Annotated in this window: 17 protein-coding genes and 4 pseudogenes; 12 read left to right on the top strand and 9 right to left on the bottom strand. The window is 67.7% G+C overall.

Features of this window, described 5'->3' with window-relative positions; genetic code table 11:
* Positions 1–16: 16 nt before the first annotated feature.
* The 4 genes and pseudogenes from AC0666_RS27885 to AC0666_RS27870 all read left to right on the top strand — a co-directional run.
* A pseudogene (locus AC0666_RS27885) lies at positions 17–133 on the top strand (IS630 family transposase); the annotation flags it as partial.
* Positions 114–221: pseudogene (locus AC0666_RS27880) on the top strand (DUF5999 family protein); the annotation flags it as partial. The pseudogenes AC0666_RS27885 and AC0666_RS27880, both read left to right, overlap by 20 nt.
* A 102-nt stretch (positions 222–323) precedes the next feature.
* The gene (locus AC0666_RS27875; RefSeq protein ID WP_468587637.1) at positions 324–1,100 is read left to right on the top strand and encodes a hypothetical protein; all 777 of its coding nucleotides are present in this window, start codon (positions 324–326) and stop codon (positions 1,098–1,100) included.
* Positions 1,101–1,749: 649 nt separating this feature from the next.
* Positions 1,750–2,869, top strand: a pseudogene (locus AC0666_RS27870) (IS630 family transposase).
* Between the two features lie 29 nt (positions 2,870–2,898).
* Here the strand turns inward: AC0666_RS27870 and AC0666_RS27865 are convergent.
* The 4 genes from AC0666_RS27865 to AC0666_RS27850 form a co-directional block, all read right to left on the bottom strand.
* Positions 2,899–3,540, bottom strand: coding sequence for a hypothetical protein (locus AC0666_RS27865; RefSeq protein WP_478708540.1), 642 nt, complete (start codon positions 3,538–3,540; stop codon positions 2,899–2,901).
* Positions 3,541–3,661: 121 nt separating this feature from the next.
* Positions 3,662–3,916 carry a hypothetical protein gene (locus AC0666_RS27860; RefSeq protein WP_478708539.1) on the bottom strand — a complete coding sequence of 85 codons (255 nt, stop codon included), beginning with the start codon at positions 3,914–3,916 and terminating at the stop codon, positions 3,662–3,664.
* A complete protein-coding gene (locus AC0666_RS27855) occupies positions 3,913–4,218 on the bottom strand; it encodes a DUF6247 family protein (RefSeq protein WP_478708538.1) in 306 nt (101 codons plus the stop codon). The genes AC0666_RS27860 and AC0666_RS27855 overlap by 4 nt, the downstream gene beginning before the upstream one ends.
* Before the next feature lie 144 nt (positions 4,219–4,362).
* Entirely contained in the window at positions 4,363–4,956 is a 594-nt protein-coding gene (locus AC0666_RS27850) for a hypothetical protein (RefSeq protein ID WP_478708537.1), read from the bottom strand.
* 409 nt (positions 4,957–5,365) lie between these two features.
* Between AC0666_RS27850 and AC0666_RS27845 the strand changes: the two genes are divergently transcribed.
* The 5 genes from AC0666_RS27845 to AC0666_RS27825 all read left to right on the top strand — a co-directional run bounded on the left by AC0666_RS27845 (position 5,366) and on the right by AC0666_RS27825 (position 7,558).
* Positions 5,366–5,869, top strand: coding sequence for a hypothetical protein (locus AC0666_RS27845; RefSeq protein ID WP_471234372.1), 504 nt, complete (start codon positions 5,366–5,368; stop codon positions 5,867–5,869).
* A gap of 286 nt (positions 5,870–6,155) precedes the next feature.
* Complete coding sequence (locus AC0666_RS27840; protein WP_478708536.1) at positions 6,156–6,506, top strand: hypothetical protein; 351 nt, start codon at positions 6,156–6,158, stop codon at positions 6,504–6,506.
* Positions 6,499–6,651 (top strand): putative adhesin, encoded by a 153-nt coding sequence (locus AC0666_RS27835; RefSeq protein WP_478708535.1) that lies wholly within the window; start codon positions 6,499–6,501, stop codon positions 6,649–6,651. Before AC0666_RS27840 ends, AC0666_RS27835 begins: the two co-directional genes overlap by 8 nt.
* Positions 6,617–7,105: a DUF4279 domain-containing protein gene (locus AC0666_RS27830; RefSeq protein ID WP_478708534.1), complete on the top strand. Its 489-nt coding sequence runs from the start codon at positions 6,617–6,619 to the stop codon at positions 7,103–7,105. The genes AC0666_RS27835 and AC0666_RS27830 overlap by 35 nt, the downstream gene beginning before the upstream one ends.
* A gap of 51 nt (positions 7,106–7,156) precedes the next feature.
* The gene (locus tag AC0666_RS27825) at positions 7,157–7,558 is read left to right on the top strand and encodes a hypothetical protein (RefSeq protein ID WP_478708533.1); all 402 of its coding nucleotides are present in this window, start codon (positions 7,157–7,159) and stop codon (positions 7,556–7,558) included.
* Between the two features lie 191 nt (positions 7,559–7,749).
* Here the strand turns inward: AC0666_RS27825 and AC0666_RS27820 are convergent, their stop codons facing one another.
* Positions 7,750–7,974 (bottom strand): barstar family protein, encoded by a 225-nt coding sequence (locus tag AC0666_RS27820; protein WP_478708557.1) that lies wholly within the window; start codon positions 7,972–7,974, stop codon positions 7,750–7,752.
* Positions 7,975–8,795: 821 nt separating this feature from the next.
* On the opposite strand from AC0666_RS27820, the pseudogene AC0666_RS27815 reads away from it, so the two are divergent.
* Positions 8,796–9,119: pseudogene (locus tag AC0666_RS27815) on the top strand (transposase); the annotation flags it as partial.
* 231 nt (positions 9,120–9,350) lie between these two features.
* Here AC0666_RS27815 and AC0666_RS27810 read toward each other — a convergent pair.
* The 4 genes from AC0666_RS27810 to AC0666_RS27795 form a co-directional block, all read right to left on the bottom strand.
* Positions 9,351–10,595, bottom strand: coding sequence for a hypothetical protein (locus tag AC0666_RS27810; protein ID WP_478708532.1), 1,245 nt, complete (start codon positions 10,593–10,595; stop codon positions 9,351–9,353).
* A gap of 163 nt (positions 10,596–10,758) precedes the next feature.
* The gene (locus tag AC0666_RS27805; RefSeq protein ID WP_478708531.1) at positions 10,759–11,319 is read right to left on the bottom strand and encodes a hypothetical protein; all 561 of its coding nucleotides are present in this window, start codon (positions 11,317–11,319) and stop codon (positions 10,759–10,761) included.
* A gap of 191 nt (positions 11,320–11,510) precedes the next feature.
* Entirely contained in the window at positions 11,511–11,807 is a 297-nt protein-coding gene (locus AC0666_RS27800; protein WP_478708530.1) for a lactococcin 972 family bacteriocin, read from the bottom strand.
* Positions 11,808–12,269: 462 nt separating this feature from the next.
* Complete coding sequence (locus tag AC0666_RS27795) at positions 12,270–12,404, bottom strand: hypothetical protein (protein ID WP_478708529.1); 135 nt, start codon at positions 12,402–12,404, stop codon at positions 12,270–12,272.
* A 1,121-nt stretch (positions 12,405–13,525) separates the two neighbouring features.
* Here AC0666_RS27795 and AC0666_RS27790 point away from each other — a divergent pair.
* Both AC0666_RS27790 and AC0666_RS27785 read left to right on the top strand, forming a co-directional pair.
* Complete coding sequence (locus tag AC0666_RS27790) at positions 13,526–15,094, top strand: hypothetical protein (RefSeq protein ID WP_478708528.1); 1,569 nt, start codon at positions 13,526–13,528, stop codon at positions 15,092–15,094.
* Between the two features lie 79 nt (positions 15,095–15,173).
* The gene (locus AC0666_RS27785; protein WP_478708527.1) at positions 15,174–15,623 is read left to right on the top strand and encodes a hypothetical protein; all 450 of its coding nucleotides are present in this window, start codon (positions 15,174–15,176) and stop codon (positions 15,621–15,623) included.
* The last annotated feature ends 41 nt before the right edge of the window (positions 15,624–15,664 follow it).

Raw genomic sequence — 15,664 nt, 5'->3', positions numbered from 1 at the left:
CGGAAGCTGACATCGGCGGCGTAAGAGGCCCAGACACCCCGACGTCCTCGCCGCACAACGACGCGAACGCGCCCGCATCCGAAGCGAGAAAAACCTCCGCTGGGGCGGCAGACCACTACCCGCCGCGGCCTGACCATCCAACCCGCCAAACATTCCCGGTCACAGCACTAGAACAGGGCTGGAGCCTGCTGTGCAATGGCGCCGTACTCTTCGACGACACCTGCTCCCAGACGTGAACGCTAACACCGAGAAACGACGCCTGTATCCCAGTGGATACGGGATCGTGATCCGCCAACCGTGCGAGCACCCATACGATCGCCTGCATGATCACCCTCTCCGTGGACACAACGTCGCAGAGCTACGCCGTAGGTCAGGTCTGCGGAGTGCTGGCCGTCGCCGCCGTCGCCATTGCACTGCTGTGGAAGCGCAGCGCGTCATGGCGCGCCCCTGCTACTCCCGTGGGCGGCGATCCGGCCGAGACCGCGCGGCTGGGCGCCAAGCGTCACAAAATCATCATCGGTGTGACAGTGCTGATCGTGGCCGCCGCTGTAGGTAAGGCCGGGCTCAACTACAACCCTGAACCCCGCGCTTCGGAGGCGGCTGCGGCCACCGCTCACGGAAAAGTGCCCCAGCCTCAGCCGAGCGTGATCACCCCGCCAGAAGGAATTGGCGGCTACAAGCTGATGACCGGCGACGCCGCGACTCGTGCTGAGGCCAGCCTGATGGGAGGTAGGTCGATACCGGCTGGGATCAAAGCCTGGTACTACAACACGACCGAGGACGACACCGCGCATGCGCTCTTCTGGGCGCGCAGCACGGCCTGGGACCCGACGTATCAGGCCGAGAAGGAGAGCAAGTCCGTCGCGCAGGAGTTCCGCAACTTCTTCGCCGGCGCAAAAGCCCATGACGTGACTGCGTTCGACCCCGGCCCTGCAGGCGGCGGCCTCAGTTGCGGCTACGCCACCGGCCCGACCGGCGACCAGGCGATATGCGCATGGAGCGATGCCGCGACCTTCGGCATACTCCGCCTGGTCGACCCCACCAGTCTCGCCGACGCTGCCAAGACCATCACAGCCCTGCGCACCGCCGCCGTAAGCTGACCAAACACCCTTGCTGCGCCGCGCGGGGCGCATGGGCTCTGATCCCTGGTAGCCCGCCCGCCGATTTCGGCCGCACAGGAGACCTCTTGGGACCGGCTGCGAGCAAGACCGCGAGGCTACGCCTCGATGGAAAATCCAAAAGAGACAGCCTGCGCCGAGCCGCCTGACCGCCCTCTCGCCCGTCCCCGTCCCCGCTCCGGCGGGGACCGCTCGCGGAGTTCACCGCGGCCGGCCCCGCGCCCCTGGAGGCGCCTGGTCAGACCCTCACACCCTCCCGGCCACTGGCTAGTGCTCTGACCGCATGGTTCACCGGGTTGCTCGTTGTGCTGGTTGGAAGCGATGTCGCTTCCAACCAGCAGTGGAGGCGGGATGGCACCACTGGTCAGGGTCCGGAGGCTGACGGAGCAGGAGGGGCAGAAGCTCCAGCACTTCGGGCGGCGGTAGACGCCCTCGGCCGCGAAGGCGGGCCGATGGCGCGGCGCGGTCGGCGGCCTGCTTCCCGCCCTGTCGGCACAGTCCGCCACGGGCGCGTCGGGGGACGCTTTCCGCGACCGACAGGTCGCTAGTGCTCTGACCACATTGGTTCGCCGGGTTGGTGGTCGGGGCGGTTGAATGTTGCGTGACGTCCGATCCGAGTGCTGGGGGTGCGGTGGCTGAGCCTGTCCGCGTGCGCAGGTTGACCGACCAGGAGGGGCAGAAGCTGCAGCAGATCGTGCGTCGGGGCAGCACCAGTTCGGTCCGCTTCCGACGCGCGATGATGCTGCTGGCGTCGGCCGGCGGGAACCGGGTCCCGGTGATCGCCCAGCTGGTGCAGGCCGACGAGGACACCGTCCGGGATGTGATCCACCGGTTCAACGAGATCGGCCTGGCCTGTCTGGACACTCGGTGGGCGGGAGGCCGTCCCCGCCTGCTCAGTCCTAACGACGAGGACTTCGTTGTCCAGACGGCCACCACCCGCCCGACCAAGCTCGGCCAGCCCTTCACTCGCTGGTCCATCCGCAAACTGCTGGCCACCTGCGGAAAGTCCATGGGCGGGCCATCCGCATCGGCCGCGAGGCGTTACGCCGTCTGCTCGCCCGCCGCGACATCACCTTCCAGCGCACCAAGACGTGGAAGGAGTCCCCGGACCCCGACCGCGAAGCAAAGCTGGACCGGGTCGAGGAGGTCCTGGACCGCTTTCCGGACCGGGTCTTCGCGTTCGACGAGTTCGGCCCGCTCGGCATCCGCCCCACCGGCGGTGCGGGCTGGGCCCCGGCCAGTCACCCCGAGCGGCACCCGGCGACCTACCACCGCACTCATGGCGTCAGGTACTTCCACGGCTGCTATTCGGTCGGTGACGACACGCTCTGGGGCGTCAACCGTCGGAAGAAGGGCGCCGCGAACACGCTGGCCGCGCTCAGATCGGTCCGCGCCGCCCGACCGGACGGCGCCCCCATCTACGTCATCCTGGACAACCTGTCCGCCCACAAGGGCGAGACGATCCGCCGCTGGGCGAAGAAGAACCGCGTCGAGCTGTGCTTCACGCCGACATACGCGTCCTGGGCCAACCCAATCGAAGCGCACTTCGGGCCGCTGCGGCAGTTCACCATCGCCAACTCCAACCACCGCAACCACACCGTGCAGACCCGGGCCCTGCACGCCTATCTGCGCTGGCGCAACGCGAATGCCCGTCATCCGACGTGCTGGCAGCCCAGCGCCGCGAGCGCGCTCGTATCCGCAGCGAGAAGGGCATCCGTTGGGGCGGACGTCCCCTCGCCGATGCCGCTTGACCAGCCCGGCGACCTTGCCCGGCCGGGTCCTAGCAGTAGCCGTCCACCCTGGTGCCGGCTGGAGCGAGGTTGGGCCAGGGCTGTCCTGCTCTGTCGGAGGCAGCGGACCGTAGGAGGTCAAGGATCGTGCACCCCGGGTAGCCCCGAAAACTCGCGTAGGTGCCCCGGTAGTAGCAGCTCCAGTAGCTCACGACCCGCCGTTGAGTGCGCGCGAAGAAAGCAGGGTTGTCCACGAGGAACTGCCCGTAAGCGAGGTGGCCGCAGGTGCCGGGCGTGGCGAGATCACGGAGCTCATCGCAGATGACGACCAGGATCTCCAAGACGTACTCGCCAACCAGCTGCACGACGAAGGGGACGACCCATGGGTCCGTGGAACCAAAGATCTTCTCCAGGTGGCGCTGCCTGACCATGCCGTCGCAGTGCCTTGAGTACAGGCAGTGCAGAAGCTGTTGCTGGCGCGACGAAAGCGACGCCACCCTGTCAGCTGGCGGCTCGTCGTTGTAGAGACGCCCGGGGATCAAAACCCGCTGGCCCTCGACAGCGACCGAGAACGAGGCATGCGGCTGGAGCCGAGAATCAGGCATCACCGCCAGGACTGCCTCGGCATCGCTTGCAAGCTCGGCTGGGAACGCCGTGATCAATGGATTGCTGCGGTCGGAAAGCGGCTGCACGAGCCGAGCATAGGCGGATGCCTCGGCCAGGTGGCTGGCATTAATGGCCCCACACCCGCCCAACCCGGCGAAAGTATGCGGTCAGAGCACTAGCCCCAGCGCGCTGTCGTCCCCGGAGAGGTCAGCCGAGCCAGACGATGTCGATGACGTACAGGCGGCCGCTGGACCGGTTGATGAAGTAGACGGCCGTCAGCTGCCCGACAGAGGCGGACCGGATGTCCTCGCCCTCAGGGTCACGGCTGTCGAAGGGCGGAAAAGACCAAGGGTCGCAGGAGGCAAGGTCCAGGACATCACGGACCATCTCCACCGCATGCCCGGGCAGCGCAGTGAGCACCTTCGCAGCCCGTGGGGAGAGCCGGGCCGGCCATGCGCTCAAGGGCGTACCCCGAGAACGTCTTCCAGGCCGATGCCGTCGGAGTCGTCCAGCCCGGAAGCGATGAAGGCATCGACAGCCGAGGCGGATGCCAGGCGGGCCTTCCAGGCGCGGACGACCTGGTGGAGCGGGGTGAGGCTGTAGCTGTGCCAGGAGTCCTCCAAGGCCTGGGCCCAGTCCTGCTCGAACGCCGGGACCCACTGTGCGGCCCGGGGGTCCTTCCGGACCCGGGCAAGGAGCTCCGCAGCCGCGGTGGGCGCGGGGGCCGGGGGCGGTGCGGGCACGTGCTCGGTGTGGGCGCTCAAGGGCTCCTCCAAACGTGTCTCCCTACCACGGTACGGGGACTGACAAAGATCCACGGGGGATCCCGTGTTGTCGTTCTCTTCCGCCGAATTGAAGGTGGCAGAGCACCGGACGGGCCCGTCGCGACGTCACCCCGTCAGCTGCAGTTACTCGCCCTCGGATACACAGCGTTGGATGGGGATCCCGGCCTTCGCTGCGCGCTCTTCCCACGGCAGAACCTCATCGGACCGGCAGGCGAATGCCAGGCACAGTGCAGGGCGTCTGTCGATCATCTGCTGGTCCCGGAGGTGGTGTGCCTGGCCGTAGTGCGTCGAGGTGTCGGCCGGCATGGGAGACGAGACGGGGAAGTCGTCGGCATCGAGGCGGAGGAGGGATGCTGCCCATTCGTGTACGAGGCGGTCGACTGTCGTCTCGCACCCGTGCTCCAAGACCAGTGTGTGCTCGATCCCGACCGCCTCACGGGTGTCGTGCCAGGTCTGCAGCAGTGTGTCCTCGAGCCTCGGGCGATCGGTGAAGGAGGGCGATCCCGCAATGAGAACGACGACGGGCAGGAGCGAGCTGGGTGACCAGCTGACGATGGTGCACTCGGGGCCGATCACTTCCTGGATTCTCTCCAGGGTCTGGGGCGCGCGGCGTACAGCCTCGTCCCGGGCCCAGACGGATACCGCAACCGTGCACAGTTCGCGCCCTCGGGCGCCCAGCATGGCCGGCTGCACCTGGTCGGCGAGATCCTCACCCACGAGTTCGGGCCATCAGTCCAGGAGGATCTGAGGTACCTGCCCGGAGACGGTCTGGACGATGATGCCTGTGATCTCTGCGTCCGGAGCGAGGGGGATCTTGTGACGGCGGCCCAACGGCGGGAGCGTCGGAACCTGTCCAAGCGCCTGACCCCCAGGTATGCGGGTTGGGTACGAGACCGATCACCCCGTCACGGCTTTCGTGACAGGGTGTTCTTGATCAAGAACAGAGGGGCAACGGGGGTACGAAGTGAAGCACTGGGGACGGCTGTCGATATGCGCGATGACGGTAAGCGTCTTGACAGCCTGCGGCAGCGGCGACCCGAGTGCCGGGCCAGGCAGCTGGGGCGGGAAGCCCGAGGCCGTTTCGCAGCCCGGTCCCTACCGGGTGGTCCTGCCAGCCACCCTGCTCATGGGAAAGTACAACGAGACGGAGCACGCCGAGCCTGATCAAGCCCTCGCCCGCGGCCTCTCCGACTGGATCGACAGCCCGGTCCCCGTCTTCGCGGCCTACGAGGGACCCTCCAGTCCCGATAGGAACAAGGCCGCGGACATCCTGACCGTCACTGGTGTGCAAGGGTTCGTGCTCAGCCCGGTACAGGCGCGTACTCACATGCTGGCCACGTTGGACCGCCGATGGGAATTCCCGCAGGAAACGGTCGTCGGCCCGCGCGCTATCACCCCCTCCGGCGGCGAACCTCTGTCGTGCCGCGTGACAAAGAGGCGTCATGAGGCCGGCCAGTCGTTCGTCAGCCTGGAACCTGAATGCACCTGGGCAGACGAGTCAGCGGTCGTCGCCGTCGCCGGAAGCGTCGGCTTCGACACTCCGCCGGCCTCTATCAACCTCGACAGTTTCGCCGCAACCGTGGCCACCATCCGCAACGAGGTAAGCAAGCAGATCGCCGCCAAACCTTGACCGACCGTCCCCGAGGCCCCCGCCGTTCGCTCGTGGGGGCCCTCGGGCACGCAGCGACGACCGGTTCAGGTGTCCTCGTAGATCTCCCTACTCAGGATGTCCCCCGCTGTGAACGTTCTCGCTATTCGGCTGGCACCCCGGTTCCGGTCTCCGACGCCTGGATCCGCGCGACCGCGGCCGTCGGTGACTTCCACGCGCAGGCCAGGGTCACGCTGCTCCTGGAGCCCCTGCCCGGCGACATCACCACTACCTTCGCTCCTGTCCAGAAGGGCGTCACGGAGCCGACATGCCGGTGGGGGTCGGCGCCGTGCTCGCCAGCCGGTACGAGATGGCCCTGCTGGGCATGCGCGTGTCCACGGGCTTCCTCGGCAGCGTGGACATGGACTTTGGCGTCTCGCCGGAACTGGCCGAATGGGCGACGATCCTGCACGACCCGCACAGCGGCCGGCCTGCCTGCCCTGACCTACCGCCAGTTGAGGAACCGGCAGTGCAGTTCATGACTTCCACCAGGCCGAACCCCGCAAGTGTGGGCAAGCCTCCTGAGCAGGGATCATACGGCCCAGGCAAGCCGCTCGGCTTCCAGCGGGCCCGGGTGCGCGGCATCGCGCTGCGCTGCGAGCAGTTGGTCGATGCGTAGGCCAACCGCTCGTTCCGCGCGCAGCCACTGCTCCCGGCCCGGGTCAAAGGATTCGACGACCGTCTCACGCAGAACCATGCTCTCGGAACTCCTTAAGGAAAACATGGGAGATGTCCACTGGGCCGCCTGCCGTGAATTCAAGTAGAATGGCCAAAATGAAAGGATGGTTGAGTAAGGTGAGTGTCGGTTCGCAGCGGACGGCCCTTCCATGGGGCCTTACGAGCGTATCTCTCGTCATCAAAAAGAATGATCTCGACCCTGACGCGGTATCGACACGGCTCGGTCTGCAACCGACCGCTGTCCGTCCGCCAGGGGCAGACCGCTGGGGACCGCCGGGTGACATCGACGGCCGGTGGCGACTCACGTGCGATGAACACACCACCCGCGACACTGCCGAGCAGTTGGAGCACATTCTGTCCGCGACGGAGGGATGCGCCTCGCAGTTGCGAACAATGCAGGCAGAAGGCTTCGAGGTGCATCTGGAGGTCCACGGTTTCGCGGACCACGGGTCACAATTCCTGGTTCCCGCTCCGTTGTTTTCCCGAATTGCTCAGCTGGGTGTCCCCTTGACAGTGACACCCAACATGAACGCCCGGTGACACGGCAGAGGAATAGAGGGTCTAATGAGTATGCGTGACAATTGGCGAGCCGTGCGCGTCGCGCTGGTGGTCGACAAGGAAGAGGTCGACGCGCACCGCGTTTCATCGGCCGTGGGACTGGTGCCGGAGTTGTTGACTGGATGCTCTCAAGTAGAGACGGCAGTGGACCGCTGGACGTGGAGGGTCAGCGGGGGTGAGGAGGATGCGCTGGAGTTGCAGGTCCTCACTCTGGTCGCCCAGCTCCGCCCCAGGCGGGAAAGCCTGCTGGCGCTCCAGCGGGACGGTTATGCAGTGCATGTGGACATCGCCGGCACAGCGGAGACCGGGTCCAGGCTGATTGTGCGCCCTGGCGTCCTGTCCGAGTTGGCATCTCTGGGTACTTCGCTCACCTTCACATGCCTCACGGAGGGAGGGGTCCCCGAGAGCGACCCCTTGAGCTGGCTGGACGGGTAGGCGGCGGGCCTTCGGGTGCGTGTGCTCAGGGCCCTGCCCAACCCTGTGCCGTGCTCGTCGAAGGGGACCTCTATTGCAGTGGGTGCAGTTCCAATGGCGGGGTCGTCCGGGGCGAATCCCCATCCGAGCAACCCGACAACTGAAGCCTGCGCAGCCCGTCCCGGAGCCGTGTTCAGTCGGGTGCCAGCGGCTCACCGGAGCACGACCGTGACGCCGCGCCGTTCGAGGAGTTGCACGGTCTCCTCGAAGTAGGAGAGCTGGCCCTGCGGATCCTCCACAACGCCCGCCAGTGCGCGGCGGGCGATCTCGGAGTCGTGCCAGGTCAGGGTGAAGGGCGGGGTCACTCCGAATTCACCGCCCAGGCAGTCTTTGAGGGCGTTCCACTCCCGGCCGTAGTAGCGGCCGGGCCCGAGCAGGGCCTCGGCGATCGCGCAGTGCAGCCCGGGAACGTCCGTGACGACCGGCCGTCGAGATGGTACTCACCGCCGGACCGATCGGGCCGGGGCGCGGGCACCCGCCAGGCACGAGTGGTGAGGTCCAACCATTCGGCCCTGCCCTGCGAGTCGTAGGGCGCCCGAACAGGTTGGGCTCTGTCGGCGGGCCCTGGTACCACTCCGCCCAGATCGGGCGGGCCGCCAGCGATGACCGCTCGTCGCCGCCGTCGGTGAGGGTGATGTCGACGAGCGTGCCGCCGAGCATGGACGGTCGCGCTCCGGTGATGGCCAGGCCCACGGTGCGGGAGGCCATCACGGCTCCATGACGATCCAGCACCAGGAGGTAGGCCCAGTCCCCCTCCCACCGACGCGGTCGCCGCAGCGCCGCGAGCAGGGGCTCCGCAGGCTCGCAGCCGATCAGCTCTATCGGAACGGGGGCCGGGTCCGCTCGCGCCTTGAACAGGCCGTCCACGGCGGAGCATCGGCCTGCACTTGCCGCAGCGACCGTCGTTCCCGCGAAGAGCTCGAAGCGCGGCGCCGCAAGCAGTTCGAAGAAGCTCTCCTCGCTCCTGACGCCGGCGCCGAGCATGATGTCGTACCTCTCCGGATCGAGCGAGTGGGGCTGATAGGCCACCACGACCGCATCGGTGAGAGTCCACCACTGCACGGGCTTCTCGTCGTCCCAGGCCTCGACGCAAACGTCGCCCCGACCTCGCAGCGAGACGTCGGGCTTACTGATCGTTTCAGAATGACTTGAGTCGCGGGTCTTGTGTTCGGCGATCTTGATCGACAGGGTGTCCGGGGTGCGTGCTGATCTTGTTCCTGACGCCCTGTGGGAGCGGGTGGCCCCGCTGTTGCCGCCCGCTCCCGAACGACGCCGCCGCTATCCCGGGCGGCTGCGTATTCCCGACCGGGCAGCACTCGCCGGCGTCATGTACGTGTTGCGGCCCGGTGTCGCGTGGCGCGATGTCCCCACAGAGACCGTGGGCTGCTCCGGAGTAACGGCCTGGCGCCGGCTGCGGGACTGGACCGAGGCCGGCGTCTGGCCTCGCCTGCAGGCCACCCTGCTGGCCGAACTTCGCCGCGCCGGCCTGCTGGACCTGGACGACTGCTCCGTAGACGGGTCGCGTCGACCAGCAGCGCATCACCACCGCCCGGCTCTGGTTCACCGGCGAGTTCGCGGTGCCCGCCTCCTGATTCGACCCGGATCTGGCGGAGACCACCGAGGACACCGCCGACGGGCCGTACGTCCGGCACCAGGGCCTGACCAAGGTCGGCCAGCGCATGGTCGACTCCCGCGCCATGGTCCAGGTCGGCGAGGACCGCACGTGCACCGGCATCGCCGACGAGGCGCGCGTCTACCTGCTCGTCAACGGCGGCGGTACCGCCCAGACCGCCGCTGACATGGACAACGCCCGGCGTATCGCCGAGGACAGCCGCCGCTGAGATCCCCGCCCCTCGGTTGACGGCCCCGCCAGGGGCCGGGATCGCCCCCTGACAGCGAAGGGCGCCTCCCCGCGCGGGAGGCGCCCTTCGGCCGGATCGGTCATGAAATCGGCAGTGACCGGCCTACGACGGAGGCGACGGCCCGGGGGTGGACGAGTCCGGCGCCGGACGAGGTGGGTCTGCTCAAGGGTGTCACCGCCTGCATCCACTGCCGGCCCGATACCGCCCGCGGCATGCTGGAATAACCAGCGGCTCCAGGGCGGAGAGGTGGGCCCCTGACCTGGTGCAGTGGGTACGGTACGGTCGAGCGGGTCCGGGAAGACCACACCTCCCTGCGTCGCGAACGAGGTGTAGGCGTTGTTGGTGAGGTACGCCGACCCGTTGGGGACCACCAGCAGAACCGGATCGTGTACTAGGGAGCGGTCTTCCTTGTTGTTGCGTGCCGCCGTGTGTACCTGCTCCCCGGCGTTGTAACCGAAGACCTGCTGGCCGTCCGCCGCCAGGAGCGTCTCGATTTGGTCGGCCTTGATCCGTTCGCGGTGGCCCGGGCTGAGGGTTCCGGGTATCTCGGCGGCGATGGTCGGTGCATGCCGGCTCAGAGAGGCAGGGACGATGAGCCGCACCGGGCGGGAGTCCGGAGATTTGCCGTCCTTCGGGGCGGGGGCGTAGCGAAGGCCTGCCGGATCGAGGAAGGGTTGTCGGTCGAGGAAGGTCTCGTTGACGATGAGCATTTCGCCCTGGGGAAGGCCAGCGCCCGGGGCGAGGTCCTGGAGGTCCCGGCGGCCGGCGACGATGAGCTCCCCTGCTGCGTCGGATTGGCGCAGCCACTGCCCCACCTTGGCCTCCAGTGTCTTGGTGTCCTCTTCGCCCAGACTGCCGTTGAGACGGATGGCGGCGGTGTCACCCACCTTGGCGTAGAGCTCGCGACTGTCCTGGCGGGAGAGTACGTCCTGGGCCGCGAGCACGGTGGAGGTGGCGATGCTGAAGGCGAGCAGGAGAGCGGGTACCCGCACCAGGTAGGCGGAAGTGGATGCAGCCCGGGCCGGTAGTTCGCCTTTGAGGGCGCGCAGGACGTCGGTCCTGAACGTCAGGGCGAGCATGGCCGCGTGGGCGGCGAGGATCAGAAGGACGAGGAGGCCGGCGATGCCTGTGGCCACCGAGGCGAAAAGGCCAAGCCAGGCCAGGCCGTTTGTAGAGGGCTAGGACGACCAGGGCACCGGCTGCCACCGCGGTGGCAGCGATCGTGGCGAACCCGGCCAACTGGCGGAGATCTCGGAATAGGATGTCCGTGAATGACCTGCCCTGCAGGCGCAGCACCCCCTACGCCTTCGCGTTGAGCAGAACACTTGCACCGGTCATGGTGATGGCGGCCAGGGCGACCACGGCGAAGGACAAGACAAGGGTGCTGTCCGCGTAGAAGGGGGTCAGTTCTTCGAAGGAGAGCGGGTGGTGAATGCTCGCTCGCAGACCGAGGTTCTTGAACTTGGCTACCAGCGCATCGGATGCCGCCGGCGGCCCGAACACGTAGTAGTAGCCACGCGGATCCCGTTGCCCGATCTCGGCGAGGGGATGGACCTCGGTGTGGAGGTCCCGGCCGAACGCCGGATAGCCCTCCTTCAGCCACGACGCTGCTACCGAATTCGGGGCGCCGGTGGCGAGGTACAGGTGCCGAAGACCATCGGGATTCCGCAGATCGGGCACCTCACGGGCCACCGTGACCTTGTGCTCGGCGGCAAAGGCCGCCACGCCGCGCGCGACGTCGGAACCGCTGGCGGAATCGTCGGAGTCGAGTACCCAGACCACAGCCGAGTGACCCAGTACGTAGTCCTCGTCCAGTCCCCGCACGAACAGAAACGCCACCAGTGCGGAGAACGCGAACACGGCGGCGTAGACGAACTTGATACCTCGGTGCAGCAATCGAATACCTAGGTCGGAGTGGTCGGGGGAGCATGCGCTGGGACGGCCGCGGAGAAGACCGTCGATGGGGCCGACCGTGTGGGGACCGGCTTGCCAGGCCCCACACGGTCGAAGCGGCTACGGAACATCCGACGCATCCGAAGCCATGCGGTGTCTCACTCGCAGTTGGAACGGTAGTACGACTCGTTGCCCCACATCGCCTCCGGTGCCGACGCATAGGACGTCTTGTCCTTGTCGACGTTGCCGCTCTGGGCGAGGTACTTGCCCTTCGCGGAAGAGCCGTGGCACCGGTCGGGGTGGTAGTAGTTCGAGTAAACGAAGTCGCTGCTGTTGGTACCGAAGTACCAGGTGCCGCCACTGACCTTCGACGTACCGGCCATCGCCGGGGTGGCGAGGCCCAAGACGATGACGCCAGCCGCGAGGGCTGCCTTGAAACGCGTACTGGTCTGCATGTTCAGCTCTTTCAAAATCAGATCAGGGATGCCCCGAGCGTGGAGGGGCAGGATCATGGGGCAATACAAGGGACGAGAAGAGCCTGAGCCTCGTATGCACGCATCGGCCGTCCGCCCCGGAGCCGGAGAGACCAGATCCGGGACGCGACACCCAGCTAGGCTTTTTGGGTAGCCGCCAGCCGGAGACGCATGGCGGCCTGGCGGCCAACGCCGGCCACCGGCGCCCGGACTGAACCGATGACGGCTCCGAGCTCCCATCGCCTGAATGGGCGAAGGGCTCGATGCGGGTATGCGGCGCGTGATCGGGGAACCACCCCGCGCCCCGGTCACGGGGCCAGCTTGCCAGGCTCGCCTCACGCGGCCCGGGTGGCGCGGAGAGCCTGAAGAGCTCTTAGCTGCAGTTAGACGATGAAGGCGGTCACCCGAACTCCCAGGTGACCGCCTTCATCGTCGCGGGCCGGTCTACGGTGTCGCAATGAAGTAGTCGGTGGAGGTGTACTCCTCACCGCTGTTGTAGTGCAAGACGATGCTGTGCCCGCCCGCGAGCGGGATCCGGAACATGGGCCACGCGGCCTTGTCGCTCAGGCGCTCCAGCATGGCCTCGACGTCCGCCGGATCAACACCGAAGGACTCAACCTGCGAACCTCATAGTCTCGACCAGGTGGGCGGCCCAGAACTCCGGCTCTGCCAGCAACGGCAGACCGTCCACCACGGGAGAAGAGGCATACAAGCGCCTTGCCATGACCATGGCCTGATTCTCGCGTTGGATGATCCCGTCCGTTCGACCACCCCCGCGCCAATCCAAGGTCAGCTTGACGCGTTGGCATCGTGAGGTGTCTTGAAGCTCACCATCATGGTCAGGCGCACGGTGCGGCATCATGCCGAAGATGGCGCGTAAGGGGACCGCTGGTTGATCTGTACCAGTCATAACGCATATTTGTCGCAGTCGTAACCGCGGTCGGCAAAAGCCTCCGCGGCCGAGGCGGCGATGGAAGACCGCAAGCGCGAAGGGTACTTCTTGCCATGACCTCCCACCTGATCCACCCTCCTTAGGGTCGCGGCTGACGCGCCCTCATCAGCACCTGAGAAGAAGCGGGATGGGTTGGTTGACCCTGCGAAGCAGTCGATACGGTGCCTGTGATCGGATAGAGGGAGGGGACAGCCTTCCCCTGAAAACCAAACAGGCCCGGAACGGGCCTGTCGGTCCGTCTTCCGGGTGGCCGCCCGGGCCGACGGACGCACACCTGGACCAACGACGGAGAGGTGCGCTCATGGCCAGCGTACGGGGTGTGGCATCGCTGCCGCACCGTCCAAGACCCCCTGACCGGGGCGGCGGTCCCCACACCGCCCGAGAGGCCGGCCCGCAACACCAGCCTCTCCTCTGACATATCTGCGGCCGCTCTCCTTTTGCAGAAGGAACGGCCGCCGACTCTCGCCCCGAGTCATTGCTCCACCAGCGATGAACCCAAACCCACTCGCTGTGGATGCTCCAGCCGGCGTGCGCAACCGCGTCGGCTCCGCCACAGGTACGACGCGAGGCCGACATCCGCATTCCGGAGCGGCCGCGCTGCGCCGTACCCGCGCATGGTGCATCCCCACGCGTTCGCCCTAAGGGGGAATGCCCTCGTGCAGCGCCCAGACTTCAGCACATCCGTCCACCTCGCCTTGTCTGCTTTCCCAGGCCACACCAGCGCGCCCTCCCGAGCCGGGGTGAGCCAGTGAAGAAGCGCAGCGGACGGCCGGCACGGTTCGCGGCAGTCCCCAACGACACCATCGACGACGCGGTGGCCATGGACCTCGAGGCCCTGGGACTGCTGGCGGTCCTGATCCGGCACCAGGACGGGTGGGACATCCAGCTGGCGACGATCGCCCGGAAGTACGGCTACGGCCGTGACGGGCTCGCGGGCGCCATGGGACAGCTCCAGGTGTCCCGGTACGTCGTCAAGATCCGCATCATGGCCTGGAAAGGCAACGCATGGTCCACCGAAGTGGTGGTGTACGACACCCCGGCCACGGACGCGGAGGTGTCGGCGCTGCTGGAGTCGGTCGAACGTGAGCCCGATGTTCGGCAGGTGCAGCTGATTGAGCCGACACCCAAGGCCTTGGCCGCGGCCGCGAAGCGCCGGGCAAAGCTGGCGGGGGAGAAGCCTGCGGGCAAGCTCAACATCATCGTTCCCCGACTCCCGGATTCCCGGGAGTCGGGGCTGACCTGCGAGAACGGTTCAATTGACGAGGTCGCTCCCGACTCCCGGGATTCCCGGGTGTCGGGGAACGCGGGAGTCATTAAGAAGACTGTCAGCCAGAAGACAACAGAAGACGATCAAGCGCCTGCGGCGCGAGCCGCTGGTGACGCCCGTAGGGCTGGTGCGGGTAGTAGCGCGCGGGCGGGCGCGGGCGGCTCAGCCGCGTCCTGCGGCGCTGGCGCGCCGACCCCGGGGGCTCGGTCGGCGAAGGGCACGAGGACCGGCCGCGCCCGTATGTCGGCCGAGCAGGCCGCCTCCGTGGCCGAGGTGGAGGCTGCCTGGCCCGAGGCCCTGGCCCTGCTGCTGCCGAAGCACCGCCCGGCCGTGCTCCGGGACACCATCCTGGCCGCCTTGGACGGCGGCCGGACCGCCGAGCAGCTGGCAGACCGGGTGCGGCGCCGGTGGTGGAACCACGGCTACGCCATGGACGCGGCCCGCGGAGGCAAGGGGATCTCCTCCGCGGTCGGCGTGGCGGTCGGCCTGGTCCGGCCGTCCACGGACTGCCCGGACCCTATGTGCGAGGACGGCGCCCGGATACACCTGGGCCCTCAGGACGTCTGCCCCAAGTGCGAGGAACGCCGGGCTGGGCACCGGGCCTCCCGACGGCAGGGGCGCGTTCCCGGCCCCTGGGCGGCTGCGCCGACCGCGGTGTGGTGGGAGTGCGAGGGCACGGACGACAGGGGCCGGCCGTGTGAGGCGACCGGGAAGGGCACCCGGCCTGAGGACGGCCTGTGCTGGAAGTGCCATGCCCAGGCCGAGGCCGAGGTGATCGAACGGGCCGTGGCCGGCCTGCGGGCCGAGATGGCGGCGGAGTACGCCGCCCAGGCCGATCGGCTCAGGGCGACAGCCCGTTGGGACACGATGCTGGCTGACGCGTACGCCGAGCACGCCGGGCGGGAAGCGGCCCGTGCCGCGCAGCGGCAGGCCTGGCGGGCGGCTGAGGTGGAGAGCACTCGGCGCATGCATGAACTGCAGGCCGTGAACCACCCAGCGCCGGCAGGCCCGCAGCAGTCCGACCCACCGGCCGCAGCAGACCCTGACTAGCGCCTGCTTTCCCCGATGCGTACTCGCATCCCACCCCCGGGAGCCATGGAAGGCGCTACCCGGCTCCTCGGCAACCTGCATGGAAGACTGGACCTTATGTAGCAACGAAGGGCAAGAAATGGACGACTTCTGCGTGCGCGAGAACATGACCGGCATGCCCGTCCTGCGCAGCCCGGACGGCGCAGACGGCAATCGCACTTGGCGGTTCTACGCCCCTTTGTCTCTCCCTGCCGACGGGGAGGCACTCGCCTCCGCGCCCCTGTACCACACCGTCTGGATCACGACCACCCGCGGCCGTGTCTATCCCGTCCCCTGTAGCTCTTCCGAACAGCTGGCCGGGCACCGCTGGGAAGGAACACCAGTTCAGACCGCGGCTGTCATCGACGCGCTGCTTGACGATCTCGGGGCCACGGTTGACTCCGTCAAGCATCACGCTGTCCCCAAGGGCCTGTCCGAGCTGCTTCACATGTACTGCGTGGAACTCGGTCGTGACGTGCTGCTGGAGGCGCGCCGGTCTTCGACGGCCTAGCGCAGCTTGAACGTCAAGCCCTGATGCAGCCGCGGGCCGAC

This window comes from Streptomyces sp. NPDC043680, from assembly GCF_056436685.1.
Note: the sequence above shows the minus strand (reverse complement) of the source record. Positions and strands in the feature narration are given on the sequence as shown.